At 50.7% G+C, this 19,890-nt stretch carries 22 protein-coding genes; 12 read left to right on the top strand and 10 right to left on the bottom strand.

All coding sequences use genetic code 11. The features are described from left to right. Nucleotides 1-26: 26 nt before the first annotated feature. On the bottom strand, nt 27-1,463 hold the full coding sequence (aldA, locus tag ACF2G4_RS05450) for an aldehyde dehydrogenase (protein ID WP_409075659.1): 1,437 nt from the start codon (nt 1,461-1,463) through the stop codon (nt 27-29). 337 nt (nt 1,464-1,800) lie between these two features. Here aldA and ACF2G4_RS05445 point away from each other — a divergent pair, with 337 nt between their 5' ends. After that, a complete protein-coding gene (locus ACF2G4_RS05445) occupies nt 1,801-2,067 on the top strand; it encodes a DksA/TraR family C4-type zinc finger protein (protein ID WP_215846777.1) in 267 nt (88 codons plus the stop codon). Between the two features lie 4 nt (nt 2,068-2,071). On the opposite strand, the gene ACF2G4_RS05440 is transcribed toward ACF2G4_RS05445, so the two are convergent. Beyond that, the gene (locus tag ACF2G4_RS05440) at nt 2,072-2,170 is read right to left on the bottom strand and encodes a YoaK family small membrane protein (protein ID WP_008925225.1); all 99 of its coding nucleotides are present in this window, start codon (nt 2,168-2,170) and stop codon (nt 2,072-2,074) included. A 35-nt stretch (nt 2,171-2,205) separates the two neighbouring features. Beyond that, nucleotides 2,206-2,529 carry a hypothetical protein gene (locus ACF2G4_RS05435; RefSeq protein ID WP_215846778.1) on the bottom strand — a complete coding sequence of 108 codons (324 nt, stop codon included), beginning with the start codon at nt 2,527-2,529 and terminating at the stop codon, nt 2,206-2,208. 358 nt (nt 2,530-2,887) lie between these two features. Between ACF2G4_RS05435 and rhaT the strand changes: the two genes are divergently transcribed. Continuing rightward, nucleotides 2,888-3,922, top strand: coding sequence for an L-rhamnose/proton symporter RhaT (gene rhaT, locus ACF2G4_RS05430; RefSeq protein ID WP_243077898.1), 1,035 nt, complete (start codon nt 2,888-2,890; stop codon nt 3,920-3,922). Nucleotides 3,923-3,966: 44 nt separating this feature from the next. Here rhaT and rhaR read toward each other — a convergent pair whose 3' ends face one another. Both rhaR and rhaS read right to left on the bottom strand, forming a co-directional pair. Continuing rightward, complete coding sequence (gene rhaR, locus ACF2G4_RS05425) at nt 3,967-4,839, bottom strand: HTH-type transcriptional activator RhaR (RefSeq protein WP_243077899.1); 873 nt, start codon at nt 4,837-4,839, stop codon at nt 3,967-3,969. 11 nt (nt 4,840-4,850) lie between these two features. Continuing rightward, nucleotides 4,851-5,672 carry an HTH-type transcriptional activator RhaS gene (gene rhaS / locus ACF2G4_RS05420; protein ID WP_215846779.1) on the bottom strand — a complete coding sequence of 274 codons (822 nt, stop codon included), beginning with the start codon at nt 5,670-5,672 and terminating at the stop codon, nt 4,851-4,853. A gap of 293 nt (nt 5,673-5,965) precedes the next feature. On the opposite strand from rhaS, the gene rhaB reads away from it, so the two are divergent. The 4 genes from rhaB to rhaM are packed head-to-tail and all read left to right on the top strand — an operon-like array spanning nt 5,966 to nt 9,844. Continuing rightward, nucleotides 5,966-7,438 (top strand): rhamnulokinase, encoded by a 1,473-nt coding sequence (rhaB, locus tag ACF2G4_RS05415; RefSeq protein ID WP_409075658.1) that lies wholly within the window; start codon nt 5,966-5,968, stop codon nt 7,436-7,438. Beyond that, nucleotides 7,431-8,687, top strand: a complete 1,257-nt coding sequence (locus tag ACF2G4_RS05410; RefSeq protein WP_409075657.1) for an L-rhamnose isomerase — start codon at nt 7,431-7,433, stop codon at nt 8,685-8,687. Before rhaB ends, ACF2G4_RS05410 begins: the two co-directional genes overlap by 8 nt. A 10-nt stretch (nt 8,688-8,697) precedes the next feature. Next, entirely contained in the window at nt 8,698-9,540 is an 843-nt protein-coding gene (rhaD, locus tag ACF2G4_RS05405) for a rhamnulose-1-phosphate aldolase (protein WP_215846781.1), read from the top strand. Further along, complete coding sequence (rhaM, locus tag ACF2G4_RS05400) at nt 9,530-9,844, top strand: L-rhamnose mutarotase (protein WP_215846782.1); 315 nt, start codon at nt 9,530-9,532, stop codon at nt 9,842-9,844. Before rhaD ends, rhaM begins: the two co-directional genes overlap by 11 nt. A 53-nt stretch (nt 9,845-9,897) precedes the next feature. Here rhaM and ACF2G4_RS05395 read toward each other — a convergent pair whose 3' ends face one another. Continuing rightward, on the bottom strand, nt 9,898-10,548 hold the full coding sequence (locus tag ACF2G4_RS05395; RefSeq protein WP_215846783.1) for a TetR/AcrR family transcriptional regulator: 651 nt from the start codon (nt 10,546-10,548) through the stop codon (nt 9,898-9,900). 298 nt (nt 10,549-10,846) lie between these two features. Between ACF2G4_RS05395 and bhsA (ACF2G4_RS05390) the strand changes: the two genes are divergently transcribed. Further along, nucleotides 10,847-11,104 (top strand): multiple stress resistance protein BhsA, encoded by a 258-nt coding sequence (gene bhsA / locus ACF2G4_RS05390; RefSeq protein ID WP_215846784.1) that lies wholly within the window; start codon nt 10,847-10,849, stop codon nt 11,102-11,104. 25 nt (nt 11,105-11,129) lie between these two features. Beyond that, complete coding sequence (bhsA, locus tag ACF2G4_RS05385; protein ID WP_409075656.1) at nt 11,130-11,387, top strand: multiple stress resistance protein BhsA; 258 nt, start codon at nt 11,130-11,132, stop codon at nt 11,385-11,387. Between the two features lie 60 nt (nt 11,388-11,447). On the opposite strand, the gene ACF2G4_RS05380 is transcribed toward bhsA (ACF2G4_RS05385), so the two are convergent. From ACF2G4_RS05380 to ACF2G4_RS05365, 4 genes are all read right to left on the bottom strand, one after another. After that, the gene (locus ACF2G4_RS05380; protein ID WP_215846786.1) at nt 11,448-12,632 is read right to left on the bottom strand and encodes a sugar transporter; all 1,185 of its coding nucleotides are present in this window, start codon (nt 12,630-12,632) and stop codon (nt 11,448-11,450) included. A gap of 174 nt (nt 12,633-12,806) precedes the next feature. After that, nucleotides 12,807-13,349: a cytochrome b561 gene (gene cybB / locus ACF2G4_RS05375; protein ID WP_215846787.1), complete on the bottom strand. Its 543-nt coding sequence runs from the start codon at nt 13,347-13,349 to the stop codon at nt 12,807-12,809. Nucleotides 13,350-13,463: 114 nt separating this feature from the next. Continuing rightward, nucleotides 13,464-13,721 (bottom strand): hypothetical protein, encoded by a 258-nt coding sequence (locus ACF2G4_RS05370; RefSeq protein WP_332628051.1) that lies wholly within the window; start codon nt 13,719-13,721, stop codon nt 13,464-13,466. Between the two features lie 170 nt (nt 13,722-13,891). Then, nucleotides 13,892-15,142 (bottom strand): MFS transporter, encoded by a 1,251-nt coding sequence (locus ACF2G4_RS05365; protein WP_409075655.1) that lies wholly within the window; start codon nt 15,140-15,142, stop codon nt 13,892-13,894. Nucleotides 15,143-15,235: 93 nt separating this feature from the next. On the opposite strand from ACF2G4_RS05365, the gene ACF2G4_RS05360 reads away from it, so the two are divergent. From ACF2G4_RS05360 to ACF2G4_RS05345, 4 genes are all read left to right on the top strand, one after another. Then, nucleotides 15,236-16,132 carry a LysR family transcriptional regulator gene (locus tag ACF2G4_RS05360; RefSeq protein WP_332628047.1) on the top strand — a complete coding sequence of 299 codons (897 nt, stop codon included), beginning with the start codon at nt 15,236-15,238 and terminating at the stop codon, nt 16,130-16,132. 127 nt (nt 16,133-16,259) lie between these two features. Next, the gene (locus ACF2G4_RS05355; protein WP_409075654.1) at nt 16,260-17,477 is read left to right on the top strand and encodes an ROK family protein; all 1,218 of its coding nucleotides are present in this window, start codon (nt 16,260-16,262) and stop codon (nt 17,475-17,477) included. Nucleotides 17,478-17,590: 113 nt separating this feature from the next. After that, complete coding sequence (bioD, locus tag ACF2G4_RS05350) at nt 17,591-18,289, top strand: dethiobiotin synthase (protein WP_409075653.1); 699 nt, start codon at nt 17,591-17,593, stop codon at nt 18,287-18,289. A 198-nt stretch (nt 18,290-18,487) separates the two neighbouring features. Then, nucleotides 18,488-19,864: a nucleobase:cation symporter-2 family protein gene (locus ACF2G4_RS05345; protein WP_243077908.1), complete on the top strand. Its 1,377-nt coding sequence runs from the start codon at nt 18,488-18,490 to the stop codon at nt 19,862-19,864. Nucleotides 19,865-19,890: the final 26 nt, after the last annotated feature.

Below are 19,890 nucleotides of genomic sequence, written 5' to 3'. Positions count from 1 at the left end.
TCTGCGCCAATAACTATGATGGAGAATTAGGTGAATTGCAGATAGGCGACATGGGTCTGCAGATACTCTTCCAGTCCATGTTTCCCATCGGCTCCGCCGACGCCTGATTTCCGCCAGCCCGCATGGAAACCCTGCATCGCTTCAAAATTCTCACGGTTAACGTAGGTTTCACCAAACTTCAGCTTACGCAGCGCGTTCATCGTCGTATTGATGTTTTGCGTGAAAATCGAGGAAGTTAAGCCATATTCGCAATCATTCGCCAGTGCAATGGCTTCATCCAGCGTTTTGAACGTCATGACAGGTAATACCGGGCCAAAGATCTCGTCACGCATGATCTCCATATCCTGGCGCACGTTAGTGATAATGGTTGGCTCAAAGAAAAACCCTTTATCGCCAGCACGTTTGCCACCCAGCACCAGGTTGCCGCCATCTGCCAGCGCATTAGCCACTTTCTGCTCAACGCGAGCCAATGCAGCGGAAGTGATCAGTGGCCCCATATCGATATCCGCTTTTTCGGCTGGATTGCCGAATTTAACCTCTTTAAAGGCGGCTGTAATGGCTGTCAAAAAGCGATCGTAGATGCCTTCCTGCACATAAACACGTTCCACACAGTTACAGACTTGTCCGGTATTGATGACGCGTGAGCTAACAATCGCTTTTACGGCGATATCCAGGTCAGCATCATCCATCACGATGGCGGGCGCTTTACCGCCCAACTCCAGCGACACTTTAGTGACGTTTTTGGCTGCTGCTTCCATGGTGGCGATGCCAGCACCGACGCTGCCAGTCAGGCTGACCAGGCCCACTTTCGGGTTTGCAGCCAGTTCCTGTCCCACTTCTGGGCCATAACCGTACACAAAGTTGATCACGCCGTTGGGTAATCCGATCTCTTGCAGAATTTCAGCAAAAATACCGGCATTGTTTGGGGTCACTTCGCTGGGTTTAATGACGATGGTGTTGCCGGTAATCAACGCCGGTGCGGCTTTGCGCGCAATCAAAAAGAAGGGAAAGTTCCACGGTAAATTACCGGTGGTGACGCCAATCGCCTTTTTGAACAGGAAAATATTCTCATTGGGACGATCGCTGTTAATGATTTCGCCTTCATAGCGGCGCGCCCATTCCGCCATATATTCAAGATAATCGGCGGTAAACAACACTTCAGTCTGTGCGAGTCCTTGCGTTTTACCGCCTTCGGCCACAATGGTTGCCGTCAGTTCAGGCTCTCGCTTGCGAATAGCGGCCGCAATTTTGCGTAACCAAATACCACGCTCAACAGCGGGCAACGCTTCCCAGCCTGGCTGCGCGGCTTCTGCTGCGCTGATAGCACGGCTGGCGTCGGCAGCACTGCCTTCAGGAATACGTGACAGCAATGCTTCGGTTGAAGGGTTGATAACTTCAATCCATTTATCGTTCTGGTGGGTGACAAATTCGCCATTAATATAATGTTGAAGATGAGTTGTCATTCGAAGTGCTCTCCGCTATCGGTACGTTACATTTATGTAAGCTAAAGGATGTAATAAGTGCAGCCTGAAACAGATCAAGGTGTAGCACCTTTTTCTGGTTGCCAGCGGAGAATCAGACATGGCAGTCAATCGCAGGTTGACGTGACCTTCACAGCAAATCTGCGAGTTTGTTGTAAAATAAAGGTGTTATACCTTAAATGATTCGCGCGCCAGGAAGGCAACAAGCTTGTGCTTTCTCATGTGATTACGCCGTCAGGTGACGGGGACGAACGAGGTGAGTCAACGCATCTGCAGCGTAAAGCAGGTTGGATAGGGTGGTTTAAACGAGGGCGAGATCATGGCAAATGGTTGGGCGTCTGACGGCGCAGTGCAAGAACAGATCGACAGCACAGTGAATGACGAGATTAGCCGTGTCCGTCAGTCGCTAGGTCAGGGTGAAAGTGCCACAGAGTGCGAAGCTTGCGGCGAGCCCATTCCTGAAGCGCGACGTAAGGCGCTGAAAGGTGTGCGCTATTGCGTAGCCTGCCAGGAAAAAATGGATAAACAGCAGAAGGGCGCAGGACTGTTTAATCGTCGCGGCAGCAAAGACAGCCAGCTGCGCTAAAAGATCAGGAACCGGGCATTGCCAGACCGCTGCCGATGAACCAGGCGAGAAAGCCGACGCCTGCCACGATAATGGCGATGGGAAACAAAATACCAATTCTCATTATTTTCCTGCTATTCAGTGAAAAAAACGATTTTATCACGCTAACTGCAACACTGCGCGATGGGTTTTCAGCAGGGTGAAGAGCTGGAACTGCGTCTCGTCATCCACCTGACGTAAAACGTCACCCTTCTGATAAGTAATGTGATGCACATGCCCTAACTGACGCCAGACCACAATGGCTGAAGCCACCAGCGCGCAGTTTTCCTCAATTTGAATACATTCCACCGTCGCGTAATGCGATTCATCAAGTCCATTGATAAATATTTTTACCGCTTCGGCAGGCAAAATCGCGCGAATATCATCCAGCATCACGCGGCTGACGGCGCGTGAGAGAAACAGCGTTAACCACTTCGTTGTCATCACAATCCCTGATATCGATGGATTTTCCCTGTTTATACGGCCTTGGCTGGGCAATGAAAAGCGTTCTTTGTCTCTTTGCCAATTTTGCTGATAGGGCGGCAATCAACACGAAAATGTGCTGCGCCACACAGCAATTCAGTAAAAAAATCATAATAATAAGCGACTTAACAGGTTGAGTGTCCGACTTTCCGACAAATGTGATTTTGTGATCTCTGACGGGAATAACGGTTAAATATTGCCACTACGCCTTCGCCTTCGGCAGCCATTCAAAGGCTGATGAATTCCTGCAAAACGTAGACTGCGTGCTAAGCGGGAATCTTCGGATTTCTGTAGGCCTCAACCTTACGAAGGAATAACAATGAACAGTGCCATTATTGCAGGTATCTTCTGGCATTTTGTCGGAGCTGCCAGTGCCGCGTGTTTCTACGCGCCATTTAAACAGGTGAAAAGATGGTCATGGGAAACCATGTGGTCAGTTGGCGGCATCATGTCCTGGCTGATTTTGCCTTGGGCAGTCAGCGCCGTATTACTGCCAAATTTCTGGGCGTATTACAGTAGTTTTACTCTTTCACAGTTGATGCCGGTGTTTCTGTTTGGTGCGATGTGGGGCATAGGAAACATCAACTACGGGTTAACGATGCGTTACCTTGGCATGTCGATGGGGATTGGTATCGCCATTGGCATCACGCTGGTCGTCGGTACGCTTATGACGCCCCTGATTCAGGGCCGTTTTGGCGAGCTCTTTGCTTCAACTGGCGGGCTGTTAACGCTGTTAGGTGTGTTTGTAGCCCTGATCGGCGTAGCGATTGTTTCGCGTGCGGGTTTACTTAAAGAACGCGCACTGGGAATCAATGCCGAAGAGTTCAACCTGAAGAAGGGCTTAGTACTGGCTGTGATGTGCGGGATTTTTTCTGCTGGCATGTCCTTCGCCATGGACGCAGCCAAACCTATGCATGAGGCGGCAGGGCAATTAGGCATTGATCCCCTGTATGTCGCTTTACCAAGCTATGTGGTCATCATGGGAGGGGGCGCCTTGGTTAACCTTGGTTTCTGTTTCTTCCGCTTGATGACCAAACCCGAGTTGTCGATACGCAAAGATTTTTCTGTGGCTAAGCCACTGCTGCTCGCCAACGCAGCCTTTGCCGTATTGGGTGGCACCATGTGGTATCTGCAATTTTTCTTCTATGCATGGGGCCACGCCAAAATCCCACCGCAGTATGACTATGTAAGCTGGATGCTACACATGAGCTTGTATGTGCTGTGTGGTGGCTTGGTTGGCCTTCTGCTGAAAGAATGGAAGTCAGCGGGGCGCCGTCCGGTTAGCGTACTGTCGATTGGCTGCGTGGTCATTATCATCGCTGCCAATATCGTTGGCTTAGGCATGGCGGTGTAGATCTTATATCCAGATGCATTACAGCGAGCCTTAACCGGCTCGCTTTATTGTTTTTCAGTATCAGGAATTTTAAGCGTGTGACGAGGCGAAAGAAAACGCTGGCGCCAGGCGCTGGGGGTTAATCCAGTATCTCGCGTGAATACCACAGAAAAATAGTTACTGTCATCAAAGCCGCAGCGCGCGGCCACTTCTCCGATTAAACAGTCTTGTGTACGCAATAAATACTTTGCCTGACACAGTTGCAGTTGGCGCAGGTAATGGCCAACGGTCATCCCGGTTTGCTGACGAAACAGCTGTTTTAGCGATCGCTCATTGAGTTGGTTTTGCTGACAAAACACGGCAAGGTCAAAGGGCCTGGCAACGGCACCTTGCAGTGCTGACATCAACAAATCGAGTTGTTCACCTTCAGGCAAAGCCCAAGGCCGATCAGCGGCATAGCCGTGACGACGCAAGATGATGGCTAACTGAAGGAAAAGTGCTTCTGAAAGTTGAATGGAGAGAGGATCGGTTTTGCGGCTTTCCCGTTCAAGCTGACTGATCACGCCGCGCGCCAGCGCCATGCCGCGCGTGGTTAAGCGCCAGCATCCTGGCGCATCGTGACCTTGTGAAGGGATGAGTTGCTGCCAGTCCAGTCCCAAACCAAAGCGATCGCGACAATAGAGAATGTTATCCAGCACTAAATCGTTGACGCTGTCATAGCTGTGGCAATCATTATCTCGGATATAGAAAACGTCGCCGCAGGTGACTAACCAAGGTCGATCATTCAAGACATGCAAGCCATTGCCTCGCCAAACAATGACAATTTCGCTGAACTCATGCCGATGAGGGGGAAATGAGGGTTGAGGCATACGTTCTGCCACCGCAACTGGGAGGTTAGGGGCAGGAAAATAATCCTCTCGGCTGAGTAACAACGTCATGGCTGGCTCCTCTATAACATCTGCTGGCGCTCCGCCCGTGGAGCACAGCCAAATTCACGCCTGAACAAAGTAGAGAAGTGATTGCTGTCACCAAAACCACATTGAAAGGCGATATCCGTAATGCGCATATCACTGTGACGCAGCAAGTGACGCGCTTGCAACAAGCGCAGCCGGTTGAGATAACGCTGCGGCGTACTGCCTGTTTGCTGCTTCATTTGCCGATGTAGCGTACGCAGCGAGAGCGAAAAACGATCCGCTATCTCATCCCATATAATTTCATCACTGTAATGATCGTTCAACCAGTCCAGTAAACGGTGTAAACGCGCCTCCTGATCCTGTGCATTTTCGTCACGGCAGGCTTCACGCAATAACACCAGCAGCTGCAAGAACAGTTGCTCCTGACGCGCTTGTTTTTCCAGTGACCAGGCCTGATCCTGGCGCATTTGTGCCACCACGTTCAACGCCTGCGCCATCACTTTATGATTGATGCGCCAATGTGATGAATATTGACCATCCTGGTCGCAGGGCAGCAGCGCTTGCAGGCCAGAGAGAAAACGAAACGCGCTGGGGCTGCGGTAAAGCACATTCGTCAGGCAAAGGTTTTCCGTTTGCTCATATAAGTGGCGATCGTGATCGCGGATAAAGCAGACGCATCCTGCACATAACGTTTGTGGCTGACCATTAAAGACATGAATTCCCGATCCCTGTTCAACCAGCACAATTTCGTGGAAATCATGATGATGCTCTGGAAAAGCCTGTTGCGGCACGCGAGGTTCAATCGCTATCGCGTAATCACCTTCAGGGAAAAAATCGGCACTGTGTAAAATGGTCATGGTCGCCTCTTATTATCGTTAACAAAAACGTAACCGAGTCTAAAGAGGACACCCAAACTCTACCTTGAATTTTTACCTTAACTCAGCAGGAATTATGCTGTTTATTTAAGAAAGCCGCAGTAGATAACAGAATTGCGGCGAATGTCACATCCCCTCGCATGCCACCTCTGTGATCTCCCTCACGAACATCTTTGCAAGTCTGCCAGCGCTAATGCGCCACTGGCAGTATGCGGAAGGTGCAGAAAGGGCAAGGTTTCTACTCTGTGAACATCAAATCACAGGAAGAACACGCCATGAGTAAGCGAAATATCGTTGCCATAGATTTAGGCGCATCCAGCGGACGAGTGATGCTTGCCCACTGGGATGCAGCGACCCGCCATCTCAATCTGCGTGAAGTCAAACGCTTCGCCAATCAACGTCAACGCCGCGCCGGCTATGACTGTTGGGATGTCGATCAGCTCGAACAGGAGATTCGTGCTGGTCTGGCCCAGTTAGATCAGGAAGGTATCGTACCCGATAGCATCGGTATTGATACGTGGGGTGTAGACATGGTGCTGCTGAATGCCCAGGGTGAGCGCGTTGGCGAAGCGGTTAGCTATCGTGATGCACGTACTCACGGCGTGATGGAGCGTGCCCTGCGAGAAGTGGGCAAAAGTGCCATCTACGCACGCACCGGTATTCAGTTCCTGCCTTTTAATACGCTGTATCAAATGCGTGCGCTGCATGAGTCGCAACCCGACTGGCAAGCTGACGTAGCACATGCCCTGATGATTCCTGATTACCTGCATTATCGCCTGACTGGCAACATGAACTGGGAATATACCAACGCCACGACGACCCAAATGCTGAATATCGAAAGCGGCGAATGGGATGCCGATTTGCTGGCATGGGCAGGCGTTGAGGCTAAATGGTTTGGCAAGCCCCAGGCGCCAGGCAACACCATCGGCTTTTGGAAAAGCGCAACCGGCCAACCCATTCCGGTGATCGCCGTTGCCACCCATGATACCGCCAGCGCAGTTTTAGCCACGCCGTTGATGCAGGATGATTCCGCTTACCTCAGTTCAGGCACATGGTCATTGATGGGGTTTGAAAGCTTACAACCTTACGCTTCAGAAGCTGCGATGCGCGCCAATATTACGAATGAAGGTGGCGCAGAAGGGTATCGGGTGCTGAAAAATATCATGGGCTTATGGCTACTACAGCGAATTTGCAGCGAACTGAATATTGAAGATTTGTGCCAACTGATCGCCGAAACAACACACGAACCCGCCTGCCGCTCGCTGATTAACCCTAACCATGCGCGCTTCATCAATCCCGACAGCATGGTTGGTGAAATTCAAAATGCCTGCGCTGAACAAGGTATGCCTGTTCCGCAATCTGCTGCTGCTTTAGCCCGCTGCATCTTTGACAGCCTGGCGCTGCTTTATCGTGAAGTGATGGGTGAGCTGGCGACGCTGCGTGGACAAAATTTCAGCCAGTTACACGTGGTCGGCGGTGGCTGCCAAAACCATTTTCTTAATCAACTTTGTGCCGATGCCTGTGAAATCTCGGTGCTGGCGGGGCCAATTGAAGCCTCAACGCTCGGCAACGTCGGATGCCAGCTGATCGCGCTCGGCGAACTGACCGACGTGGCGGATTTCCGTCGCTGCGTAGCGAAGAACTTCCCACTCAAAAAATTTGAACCGCAAACTAACAGCGCTTTTGGTGCCAGCCAGGCACGCTTCACCGCGCTGAGCCAACCTGCTAAGGAACTCGCTTATGACTAAGCTAATTGAACAAGCCTTTGAACTGGCTAAACAACGTTTCGCTGAAATTGGTGTTGATGTAGAAGAAGCCATTAAGCGACTGGACAGCGTGCCTGTTTCAATGCACTGCTGGCAGGGAGATGATGTTCGTGGATTTGAAAACCCGCAAGGCACCTTAACGGGTGGGATTCAGGCAACGGGAAATTATCCCGGTCGTGCACGTACAGCAGAAGAGCTGCGCGCCGATCTTGAGAAAGCGTTGTCATTGATTCCTGGGCCTAAACGCCTGAATCTGCATGCTATTTATCTGGAAAGCGACACGCCGGTTGATCGCGATGCTATTGAACCGAAACATTTCGCTAACTGGGTAGACTGGGCTAAGAAAAATAAACTGGGCTTGGACTTCAACCCAAGCTGCTTCTCACATCCTTTAAGCGCAGACGGCTTCACGCTGTCTCACACCGATAAAAATATTCGCCAGTTCTGGATTGATCATTGCAAAGCCAGCCGCCGTATTTCTGCTTACTTTGGCGAGCAACTCGGTACGCCTTCCGTCATGAATATCTGGGTGCCAGATGGCATGAAAGATATCACCGTTGATCGCCTGGCTCCGCGTCAACGCCTGATGAGCGCGCTGGATGAAATTATCGCTGAGAAGCTCAATCCAGAACATCATATTGATGCGGTCGAAAGTAAGTTGTTCGGTATAGGTGCCGAAAGTTACACCGTCGGGTCAAATGAATTCTTCCTGGGATACGCCAGCAGCCGTCAAACCGCATTAACGCTGGATGCCGGACATTTCCACCCAACCGAAGTGATCTCTGACAAAATTTCTGCCGCCATGTTGTACGTACCACGCCTGTTACTGCATGTCAGCCGCCCGGTGCGTTGGGACAGCGATCATGTGGTGCTGCTTGACGACGAAACGCAAGCCATTGCCAGTGAAATCGTACGTCACCAGCTGTTCGATAAAGTACATATCGGTCTCGATTTCTTCGACGCATCCATTAACCGCATCGCCGCGTGGGTCATCGGTACGCGTAACGCGAAAAAAGCGCTGCTGCGCGCCTTGCTGGAACCCACCGACCGCTTGCGTAAGGTGGAAGCGGAAGGTGATTACACCGCGCGCCTGGCGCTGCTGGAAGAACAAAAATCACTGCCCTGGCAGGCGGTGTGGGAAGCCTGGTGCCTGCGTCACGACGTCCCGGCTGATGCCAGCTGGTTAAGCGATGTCCGTCATTACGAACAGCAAATTTTGAATCAACGTTAAGGATTTCACTATGCAAAGCATTCTTTCTTCCTGGTTTGTTAAAGGAATGGTTAAAGCCACGAGCGACATGTGGTTGAAAGGCTGGGATGAGCGCAACGGCGGCAACGTTAGCCTGCGTTTGCTGGAAGAGGAGGTGAAGCCTTTTGCTGCGGATTTCTATGCTGAGCCGCGCTGCATCGAACTGACGCAACCTGCGCCAGCGCTGGCAAATTGTTGGTTCCTGGTCACCGGCTCCGGTAAGTTTTTCCGCAATGTACAGCTCGATCCAGCAGATTGTCTGGTATTGCTGCAGGTAGATGATAAAGGCTTGTCATACAAAATTCATTGGGGCTTGTCGAATGGCGGATTGCCAACCTCAGAACTGGCCTCGCACTTCCAGTCGCATTGTGTGCGTAAAGAGGTCAGTAACGGTGTAGATCGCGTCATTATGCATTGTCATGCCACCAACTTTATGGCGCTGAGCTATGTGGTTGAACTCGATTCTGCTCGCTTTACCCGTTTGTTATGGGAAGGCAGTACCGAGTGTCTGGTGGTCTTCCCGGATGGTGTGGGCATTCTGCCATGGATGGTACCGGGCACCGACGGCATTGGCGCCGCTACCGCCGAACAGATGCAGTCGCATACGCTGGTGATGTGGCCTTTCCACGGGATTTTTGGCACAGGACCAACGCTGGATGAAGCTTTTGGCTTAATCGACACCGCAGAAAAATCGTCAGAAGTGATTGTGAAAGTGCTTTCGATGGGCGGTATACGTCAAAGCATTACCACTGAGCAGTTGATTGCTTTGGGTGAACGCTTCGGCGTGAAACCGTGGCAGCCAGCGCTGGATGTAGGACCTGCCAATGCTGCGTAGAGCGTTTGTTATGCAGGTGAACGCAGATTGCCATGCAGAGTATGAGCGTCGCCATTCACCTATCTGGCCAGAGCTGTCCGAAACGCTCAAAGCGCACGGCGCACACAATTATGCCATCTGGCTGGATGCCGATCGTAATTTACTGTTTGCAAGCGTAGAGATTGAGTCGGAAGAGCAGTGGAATGCGGTGGCACAAACAGACGTTTGTCAGCGCTGGTGGGCTTCAATGAAAGATTTGATGCCATCGAATCCCGATAATAGCCCTAAAAGCCAGGCCTTGAAGCCAGTGTTTTTTCTGGAATAGCGTTTGGCAGTAATTTTGCGAATAAAAGGGGGCGGATAATGCGCCCCCTTTATTTAGTGCTGACCCTGACACAAACCGGTTAACGTTGGCCACATTGCCATCAGCGTATCAATAATACTGTCGAGATCTTTTCTTAAAGCCCCTTCACGTGCCCGCACAGACATCCCTTGCAGCATACAGGCGAGATAACGCGATAATGACTCAATGTTTACTTTTTGGTTGAGTTCGCCGCGCTGCTGACGCGCCACTAAAAAACGACTCAACGTCGCTTCCTGCGCCTGATTTTGCTGCTTCAGCATATTAGCAATTTCGCTGGATGATGCGGACAACGCCGTCGACGTGCAGATAAAGAAGCAGCCAGAAGGTGAATTCCGGTCAGTGAAGCAGGCGGCTGTCGCGCGGAAATAGCCTTCAATGGCTTTATCTACCGCAAGATGATCATCATCAAGTGCCGCTTCACGATAAGCACAGAACTTTTCTGTATAGCGCGCCATAGCCGCTCTAAACAAACCTTCTTTATTAACAAACTCTGCATAGAGTGTAGGTGCTTTAGCGCCAGTGGCGGCGACCAAATCGGCCAGCGATGTTCCTTCGTAACCATGCGTCCAGAAAAGTGTCAGTGCTTTATCCAGCGCAGCCTCACGATCAAACACTTTTGGGCGGCCCCGACATTTCTTCACATCGCAATCTTGTACCTGGCTCATACAACCTCACTACTTTAGAAACACTCTAATAAATTACCGATCATTAACTTAATTAGCAAGGTGCTCTGTCAACGGGCTGTAAACGCGTTGCCAATTTGTGCCTTACCGCAAACTATCCGCCCCAATGGTTAAGTGAAAATCCATGCTAAAGCCCATAATCACGCCACTTCGCGATTAAAATAACGCTCATTAAATAAATATTGACGACAACCGAGTAACAGGTCTATCATTTATTTAACGGTCGTTAATTAAATGGCGACAACGATTTTTAAACCTCATTCGTAAGCGAGAAAATATTATGAACAACATCAAATTCACTCTGGCAGCGGTTGCACTTTCTACTCTGACTTTTGGTGCTTTTGCTGCAGAACAAGTTTCCAGCGATCCACTGAACCAACAGCAGGTCGGTACCATTTCTGTCCAGGCCGGTAGCAGCCTTGACTCGGTTGAAGCGCAATTGAATGCGAAAGCAGACGCAGCGGGTGCCAAATCATTCCGCATTATCTCAACAACCGGTCAGAACAAATTGCACGGCACTGCTGTGATTTATCAGTAATTGAAGAATTGAGAAGGGGTTCGTTATGAAAAAGCTACATATTGCCTTGATGGCAATCGCGCTAGGCAGCGTCTCGTTTGCCTCGCTAGCTGCGCAGGAAGTGAGTCATACGCCATTAGATCAACAGCAAGTGGGTGTGATTAGCGCCACCGGCAGCACTAATCTCACTTCGCTTGAGCAACAGCTCTCCGAGAAGGCCAGCGATGTGGGGGCAAAGTCTTTCCGCATCACTTCGACCTCTGGCAACAACAACCTGCATGGCACAGCCGTTCTTTATAAATAAACAGTGATAAATAAGTCACTAAGCAGGCTTCAGATAAGGAAACTTATCTGAAGCCTTTTTTTAGCCGTTTGAACGTAACTGCGGATAACGGCGGAAGATATAGACACACCAGAGCAGCGCAACCAGACCAATTATCCCGCCGACATTCCCTACATCAGCCATTCGCATATGCAGGCTAACCTGGTTGCCTAACAGTGCACCGGCACCAATGCCAATATTATAGATGCCGGACATTAATGACATGGCGACGTCCGTCGCATCAGGCGCCAGCGAAAGCACCCGTACCTGCATTGCCAGACCAATCATCATCATCGACATGCCCCAAATTACGCACAATGTCGAGATAGCTGCAGGACGAACCGCAGCAAAAATCAGTAATCCCATGCACAGCGTAATCAGTGCTACCGCCGAAATTAACAGCGCAGACGGAAATTTATTACCCAGTGAGCTAAACAGGATGCTGCCGAGAATACCCGCCGATCCAAACAGCAGCAGCAGCAGCGTGGTAAAATTCTCACCAGAGTTCGCCACCACCTGCATAAAAGGCTCGATGTAGCTGTAAGCGGTGTAATGCGCCGTCACAACTAAAGTAACCAGCACATACATACTGACTAACGCCGGGCGGCGAAACAGCATTGGCACGCTGCTGAGAGAACCGGTGTGTTCGCTTGGCAGGCGCGGCAAAATGCGAGCCAGCATGATCATCAACACCAACGCGGTAAGGCCAATGATGCCAAACGTTGTGCGCCAGCCAAGGTATTGCCCAACGACGCGTCCAATCGGCACGCCTAATACCATCGCCAAAGCAGTTCCGGTCGCTAACATGCTCAGCGCCTGTGTTTTCTTGCCCGCAGGTGCAACGCGGATCGCCAGTGAGGCGGTGATCGACCAAAAAACCGCGTGTGACAACGCAATGCCGATACGAGAAACAATCAGCGAGGTAAAGTCCCAGGCGAAAGTTGTCAGCACATGACTCACGATAAAGATGACAAACAGCACCGCCAGCAGCATGCGCCTTTCAACGTTGCGCGTTAGCAGCATCAACGGCAATGAAAGCAGCGCGACGACCCACGCATAGATGGTCAGCATGATGCCAACATCAGCGGTTTTCATCGAAAAGTCGGCGGCAATATCAGACAACAGGCCAACAGGCACAAATTCGGTGGTGTTAAAAACAAACGCAGCGATTGCCAGCAGCACCACGCGTAGCCAGGCCGTTTTACGGGAAACAGTTATTGATTGCATGAGGAGTCAATTAGTCAGAACAGCGAAATTGGATGACGTTGAGCATCCAGTGAAAGTGACTTGCGTCACAATTTAGCGACTATTGTGGATGAAGAATGCGGATTACGAAACCTTGAAATCCGCTTTTATTATTGAATATTTTTTATCGCCCCCAGTGAAGGCGATAGCCTGAGGTTATCTACCGCGCCGTTGACCCGGCATCATGCGCATCAGCGTGTTGTCTTTCAAAAGATAGTGATGAAACAGTGCCGCAACAACATGCAGCCCTACCAGCCAATAACCCAACGGTGCCAGCGTTTCATGCCAGTCAATCAACGTATCGGATAAATCGACGTTGGGTTCACTGGCAACCGGCATCGACAGGCCAAATAACCACCAGTCGCGACCACGAAGATAACGCGAAGCGAGCCCTAAAATCGGCAGCGAGATGAACAGGGCATAAATTAAGGTGTGAGTGAGATGCGCCAGTCCTGTTTGCCAGCGCGGCGCGGGTGGCAAAATCGCCGGGCTGCGATGGCGTATGCGCAGAAATAACCGGGAAAGCATGATAACCAGTACCGTCGCGCCGGCACTAAAATGCGTAACAATTAGCGTATAACCTTGCCACGAACCACGCTGGGCAAAGCCGCGAAGTTCGATAGTGCTATAAGCAATAACAATGAGAAAGAAGGTAAGCCAGTGTAAGGCAATCTGTGACGCCGCAAATTTTTCCCGCATGTTAAATCCGAACAAAGAGAATCAAGAAGCCTAACATAGCGGAAACGGATGTAAATGCTTAACAAATTGACACAGCAGCAGCGATATTAGCCTGCCGTGAAGGGCAGGCTACTATCAGAGACAGACCATGTGCTTTAGTCCCACGCTATTCTGGATGTTCAGCTTTTTTTTTAGCGTGACGGGACAGCAGTTATCGCATCCTAATGCATTGGGATAATATTTGCGTGCTTGCTGAATAGCGGCTGTTGGGGCGTAAAAACTGCCCAGAAAAAGTCGTCCCGCCTGGGACGGCAAGTATTTGCACCCTGAAGCATGGACCACATGGTTATCGTTATACCCTGATTGTTTATTGACGTAATAGTAAAGAGCCATAGGGCATCCTCATTGCTGTTAAAAAATGAAAAATTACATTTATCGTTGGAATGGAATCGATTATAGCGAGGAAAATACGTTTTGTTTCATTTGGCCCTGATAACCTAACGATTTATCGTCTGGCGATCAAAAAAGGGCGCTTGCGCGCCCTTTGTAAGAGATTAATTAAATTACAGCTTTCGACATTGCAACCGTCTGGCGACGAGTAAGGCAAGCAACAGCAATACGGTGATGAAAAGGGTAATGCCTGTCCAGCCGTAGCGATGCCAGAAAAGCCCGCCCAAGGTTCCGGCAACGCTGGAACCCAAATAGTAACTAAACAGATAGAGTGACGAGGCCTGACCTTTGGCACGGCGGGCGCGGGGGCCAATCCAGCCGCTGGCGACAGAGTGTGCGGCGAAGAAGCCCGCCGTGAATAACATCATGCCAATCAAAATGACCCAAACAGAACTGAAAGCAGTAATAAGAAGCCCGGTCAGCATAATTGCTGTAGCGCCGAACATCACCGGTCCACGCCCCAGTTTGCTGGTCAGCGCTCCGGCTTTGGGAGAGCTCCACGATCCTGTCAGATAAACCACAGACAATAAGCCGACAACTGCCTGACTTAAATGCCACGGCGCACCCAGTAAACGATAGCCGATGTAATTGAACAGGGTCACAAAGGCACCCATCAGTAGGAAGCCTTCAGCAAACAGCAGCGGCAAGCCTTGATCACGCCAGTGCAGGCGAAAGTTAATGATCAGGCTGCGTGGTCGCAGTGAGGCGGGACGAAAATGGCGGGAAGCGGGCAAAATTTTCCAGAACATCACCGCAGAAGCCAGTGCAAAGCAGCCAATCACTGCAATCGCAATCCGCCATGAGTAAAAGTCTGTTAAAACGCCGCTGATCAGACGGCCACTCATGCCACCAATCGAATTACCGCTGATGTATAACCCCATTGAAAAAGCAACCATGCGGGGGTGGATCTCTTCACTCAGATAGGTCATTCCCACCGCAGCAACACCGCTTAACGACAGACCAATTAAAGCGCGCATCAATAATATGCCGTGCCAGCTGGTCATTGTCGCAGAGATAAGCGTACAGATAGCAGCCAGCATCAACGCGGTTACCATCACTGGTTTCCGTCCAATGGCGTCAGACAGCGGGCCAGTTACCAGCAAACCTAATGCCATTAAACCGGTTGAAATCGACAGAGAGATACTGCTTGCAGCGGGCGAAACACCAAATTGCTGGGAGAGAACCGGCAAGATAGGTTGAACACAGTAAAGTAGAGCAAACGTGGCTAAACCGGCAGAAAACAGCGCCAGAGTCACACGCATGAATTGCGGCGTTCCGCGTTCTATCCATCCTGACGTCGAGACGGGAGCGGGTGAACGGGGTGATTCATCATCGATTATCACCGCCTGAGAAGAGCGACTCACGGAAATACCTCCTTTGTTCCTGATTCGTCAACTCTAGAAAAGCTGGATTAGGTTGTCTAATATATTAATAATCTCAAATAAGATGTTTTACATATGAATATAGAGCTGCGTCATCTCCGGTACTTTATCGCTGTGGCCGAAGAGCTGCATTTTGGTCGCGCCGCACAGCGCCTGAATATTTCTCAACCGCCGCTGAGTCAGCAAATTATGCAGCTAGAGGCGGAAACCGGCGCGCAACTGTTTAATCGCACCAACCGCAGCGTAAAACTCACCGCCGCCGGGCAGCAGTTGTTGTCAGATGCACGCGCTATTTTATTGCAGGTGGAACAAGCGGCAGAACGGGCAGCACGCTTACATCGTGGTGAGGAAGGGGAATTACGTATTGGTTTTACGTCCTCGGCACCTTTCACGGGCGTACTTTCCAATGCGTTGTATCAGTTTCGCCAGCGTTGGCCGAAAGTGCATATTCAGATGCAGGAAATCAACACGCGCCAGCAGTTAGCCCCGCTACATGACGGTCGGCTTGATTTAGGTGTCATGCGTAATACGCCACTGCCGGGCGATCTCCGCCATCAACTGCTACTCAGTGAACCGCTTTACGCTGTGGTGCATTGGGCCCATCCTTTGGTGGATGCGGACAAAATCTCCATCAAGGCTTTAGCGTCTGAACCTTTTGTCTTTTTTGATCCTCAAGGGGGAACCGCACTTTACAGTGAAATCCTGGCGCTGCTGCATCGCTATCAAATCAAACCCTATATCACGCAGGAAGTCGGCGAAGCCATGACCATTTTAGGATTAGTTGCCACAGGCTTAGGCGTGTCGATTTTACCCGCTTCGTTTCGACGCGCACGATTAGCCGATGTGGTGTGGTTACCGCTGGAAGAGCCCGATGCGTTATCAGAATTGTGGTTGGTCTGGTCAGGGGAGCGCGAAATAAATGCGCAAATGGATCGAATGATGCAGCTATTGCGGCGTGACTTTGCGGGTTAATCCCTCTTTCCCATCAGCAATGTGTGCGACAAATCACATTTCCAATCAAATATTTGACGCTCAAGGCTAATCTGCCGCACCATATCTCATGTTTATTTAGAAGCGCGAAAATAACCGGGAGCAGGGTGTGAACCTGGACAGTCAACCTGGCCACATTGACCAAATTAAGCAGACTAATGCAGGCGTCGTTTACCGATTAATTGATCTTTATGGTCCCATTTCGCGTATCGAACTCTCCAAACGGGCGCAGCTCGCGCCAGCCAGTATTACCAAAATTGTGCGTGAAATGTTAGAAGCGCATTTGGTGCAGGAAACGGAATTTCAGGAGCCAGGAAGCCGTGGAAGGCCTGCAATTGGCTTGATACTGGATACTGTCGCCTGGCACTATCTGGCGATCCGCCTGCATCATGGCGAGATGACCATGACCCTCCGCGATCTCAGTAGCCGTTCACTGGTTGAAGAGATCCTGCCGTTACCGGAAGAAACTCAACAGCCGTTACTGGCCTCACTTGTGAATGAGGTGGATGCGTTTTTCATTCGCCATCAGCAAAAACTGGAGCGTTTGACGGCAATTGCGATCACGTTGCCCGGACTGATCAATGCGGCATCTGGCGTGGTACATCGTTTACCCGGCTATGCTGTACAGGATATGCCGCTCGGTGAAGTGCTTGCAGCCCGTACCGGACTACCGGTTTTTATTCAGCATGATATCTCCGCCTGGACTCTAGCAGAATCACTGTTCGGTGCTTCACACGGCGCGCAGGATGTCATTCAGATTGTCATTGATGAAACGGTCGGTGCAGGCGTGATCAGCGGTGGTCAGCTACTGCATAAAAGAGGCAGGGCGTTAGTCGAAATCGGTCATACTCAAATCGATCCATACGGTAAACAGTGCTATTGCGGCAATCATGGCTGCCTGGAAACCGTCGCCAGCACCGGCAGTTTGCTGGCGCTGGTCACACAACGATTAGCATCGCAACTCGACAGCACTTTGCATCAGCAACCGCTGACGCTGGAATCGCTTTGCTCGGCCGCAATCGCGGGTGATCGACTGGCATGTGATGCTATTGCCAGTGTCGGCCATCACATTGGCCGCATGTTAGCCATGATGGTTAACATCTTTAATCCGCAACAAATTCTTATCGGTTCACCGCTTAATCAGGCTGCTGAAGTCTTATTCCCCGCAGTAAGTAGCACCATTCATCAGCAAGCCTTACCCGCTTACAGTGCCGAAATTAATCTGGCTACGACCGAATTTCGAGAGCCCGGAACATTAGGTGCCGCCGCTTTAATCAAAGATGCGCTTTACAGTGGATATTTACTGGTGAAGCTATTGCAAGGTTAAGCCTGACTTAACCTTGCGCTAACGCAAGTTGCGTCGCGAACCCTTTCCTTACTATGCCTCTTCGTACTTATGTTGATTGTCGACTGGACAAACCAAGTCTGAAGGAGGATGGGGTGAAAACACTCTTTGTCACCGGCACCGATACTGCTGTTGGGAAAACGGTAGTATCGCGCGCGCTGTTGCAATGTTTTACGCAGGCGAACCTGAGCGCAGTGGGTTATAAACCTGTTGCACGCTGTGCCGCGTCTACACAGAACGGCCTGAGAAATAAAGATGCTTTAATTCTGCAAAGCGCGTCCTCTCTTGCGCTTCCTTATGAAGCGATCAATCCACTGATTTTCGAGGAAGAGGAAATCTGCATCCACCCACACAACAGCATCGATTATGCTCAACTCACTAACGGCTTAAACAGTTTGCAACAGCAAGTCGATCGGGTTGTTGTTGAAGGAACCGGCGGCTGGCGTAGCCTGATGAACGATGAACGGCCGCTTTCTGCTTGGGTAGTCGAGCAGCAACTGCCGGTTGTCATGGTGGTGGGTATTCAATCGGGTTGCATAAGCCATGCACTGTTAACGGCAGAAAGCATTGTCCGTGACGGTTTACCCCTTTTGGGCTGGGTAGCAAATCGCATCAATCCTGGCCTGGCACACTACGCGGACATCATTGATGTTCTCCGCGCCAAAATTGCCGCACCTTTGGTGGGCGAGCTTCCTTATTTGCCCCGCCCAGAGCAACGCGATCTCACCGCTTACCTGGACATATCATTATTACCTGAGGCAGGCGTGCACAGTAGAAGTGCAAACAGCGCCTAGCCCTGCAACTAATGGCATCAAAAAGCAGCACGGTGAACGTAAAGTTTCATGGGCGTCGTGCTGTTTCTTCTGAATAATTTCTCATATTTAACAATAACCTGATTTATTTTCAGCCTGTGAGCTGACGGTGTGGCGCAAAAAATGCATTAGCAGCTTTGATAAATAGCACAGCTAATAACTATTTGCCGGAGCACCATTATGTCGCAATCGCACGAGAAAGGTTTGCTGTACGGGCTTGATGCCCGGATCGGGCCTGTACCCGCTTTTTTTGCCGCGCTACAACATGTTTTGGCCAGCGTGGTCGGAATCATTACGCCGCCGTTGATCATTGGGTCGCTATTAGGGCTTCAGGCCTATATCCCTTATCTGATCAGTATGTCTTTGCTGGTCTCTGGCTTGGGTACGTTTATTCAGGCGCGCCGTTTTGCGGGTATAGGTGCAGGCATGATTTGTCTACAGGGTACCAGCTTCGCTTTCCTTGGCGTGATTCTCTCTGGCGGATTGATGGTGAAAGCGCGGGGTGGCTCACCGGAAGAGATTATGGCGATGCTGTTTGGCTGCAACATGGTGGCAGCCTTCATTCCTATCCTGTTAAGTCGCTGCGTCAAACAATTGCGTAAAGTGCTAACGCCCGTGGTCACGGGCACGGTTATTACGTTGATCGGTATTAGCCTGATAAAAGTCAGCATTACCGATTGGGCGGGAGGACATAACGCGCAGGATTTTGGTGCGCCCGGTAACTTAGCATTAGGCGCATTAACCTTGCTGGTGATTGTGGCATTGAATCGCTCGCGTAACCGTTGGGCCCGCTTAGTCGCTGTGGTGGTGGGCATTACTGTGGGATGTATCGCCGCTGCGTTGACGGGGCACTTGCAACTTAAGCCTGCCGTTGAAACCGCTTGGCTGGTGATGCCTTCGTTCTTCAAATTCGGTTTTAATTTTGACTGGACCCTCTTTGTGCCGATCGCGCTGGTTTCTGTGATCGCGGTGATAGAAGCGGTAGGCGATCTCACTGCTAACTGCATGTTGTCTCAGCAGCCAATTGTGGGTCCTCAGTTTCAACAGCGGTTAGAGGGCGGCATTATGGCGGATGGCATTAGCTGCATGCTGGCTGCCATCTTCTCCGCCTTTCCCAATACCACTTTTGCGCAGAACAACGGCGTGATCCAAATGACCGGCGTTGCGAGTCGTTACGTGGGTATGGTTTTAGGCTTGATGCTGGCGCTGTTGGGGATCTTCCCGGCGATTGGGTCGCTGTTGCAGCAGATTCCGCCACCGGTTTTAGGCGGGGCAACCATTGTGATGTTTGGTAGCGTGGTCGCGGCAGGCATTCGTGTGATGACGCAAACGCCATTAGGCCGACGCGAAATGTTAATTGTGGCCATCTCTTTTGGCATTGGCTTAGGCGTTGAGGCGGTACCCGATGTGCTGAAACAGTTCCCTGTGCTGATCACTAACCTGTTTGGACATGCTGTTACCACAGGCGGTATTTTAGCTATTCTTCTTAACATTATTTTGCCTACTGAGCAGGGCACACTACCGTTAGCGGAAGGCGAAACCGTAAAAGAGCAGTAAGAAAAAGGGCCGTTATGGCCCTTTTT

Source organism: Pantoea phytostimulans (assembly GCF_046118715.1).
Classification (GTDB): domain Bacteria; phylum Pseudomonadota; class Gammaproteobacteria; order Enterobacterales; family Enterobacteriaceae; genus Pantoea; species Pantoea phytostimulans.
The sequence above is the reverse complement of the archived record's forward strand: the minus strand, read 5'-3'. Positions and strand labels throughout refer to the sequence as shown.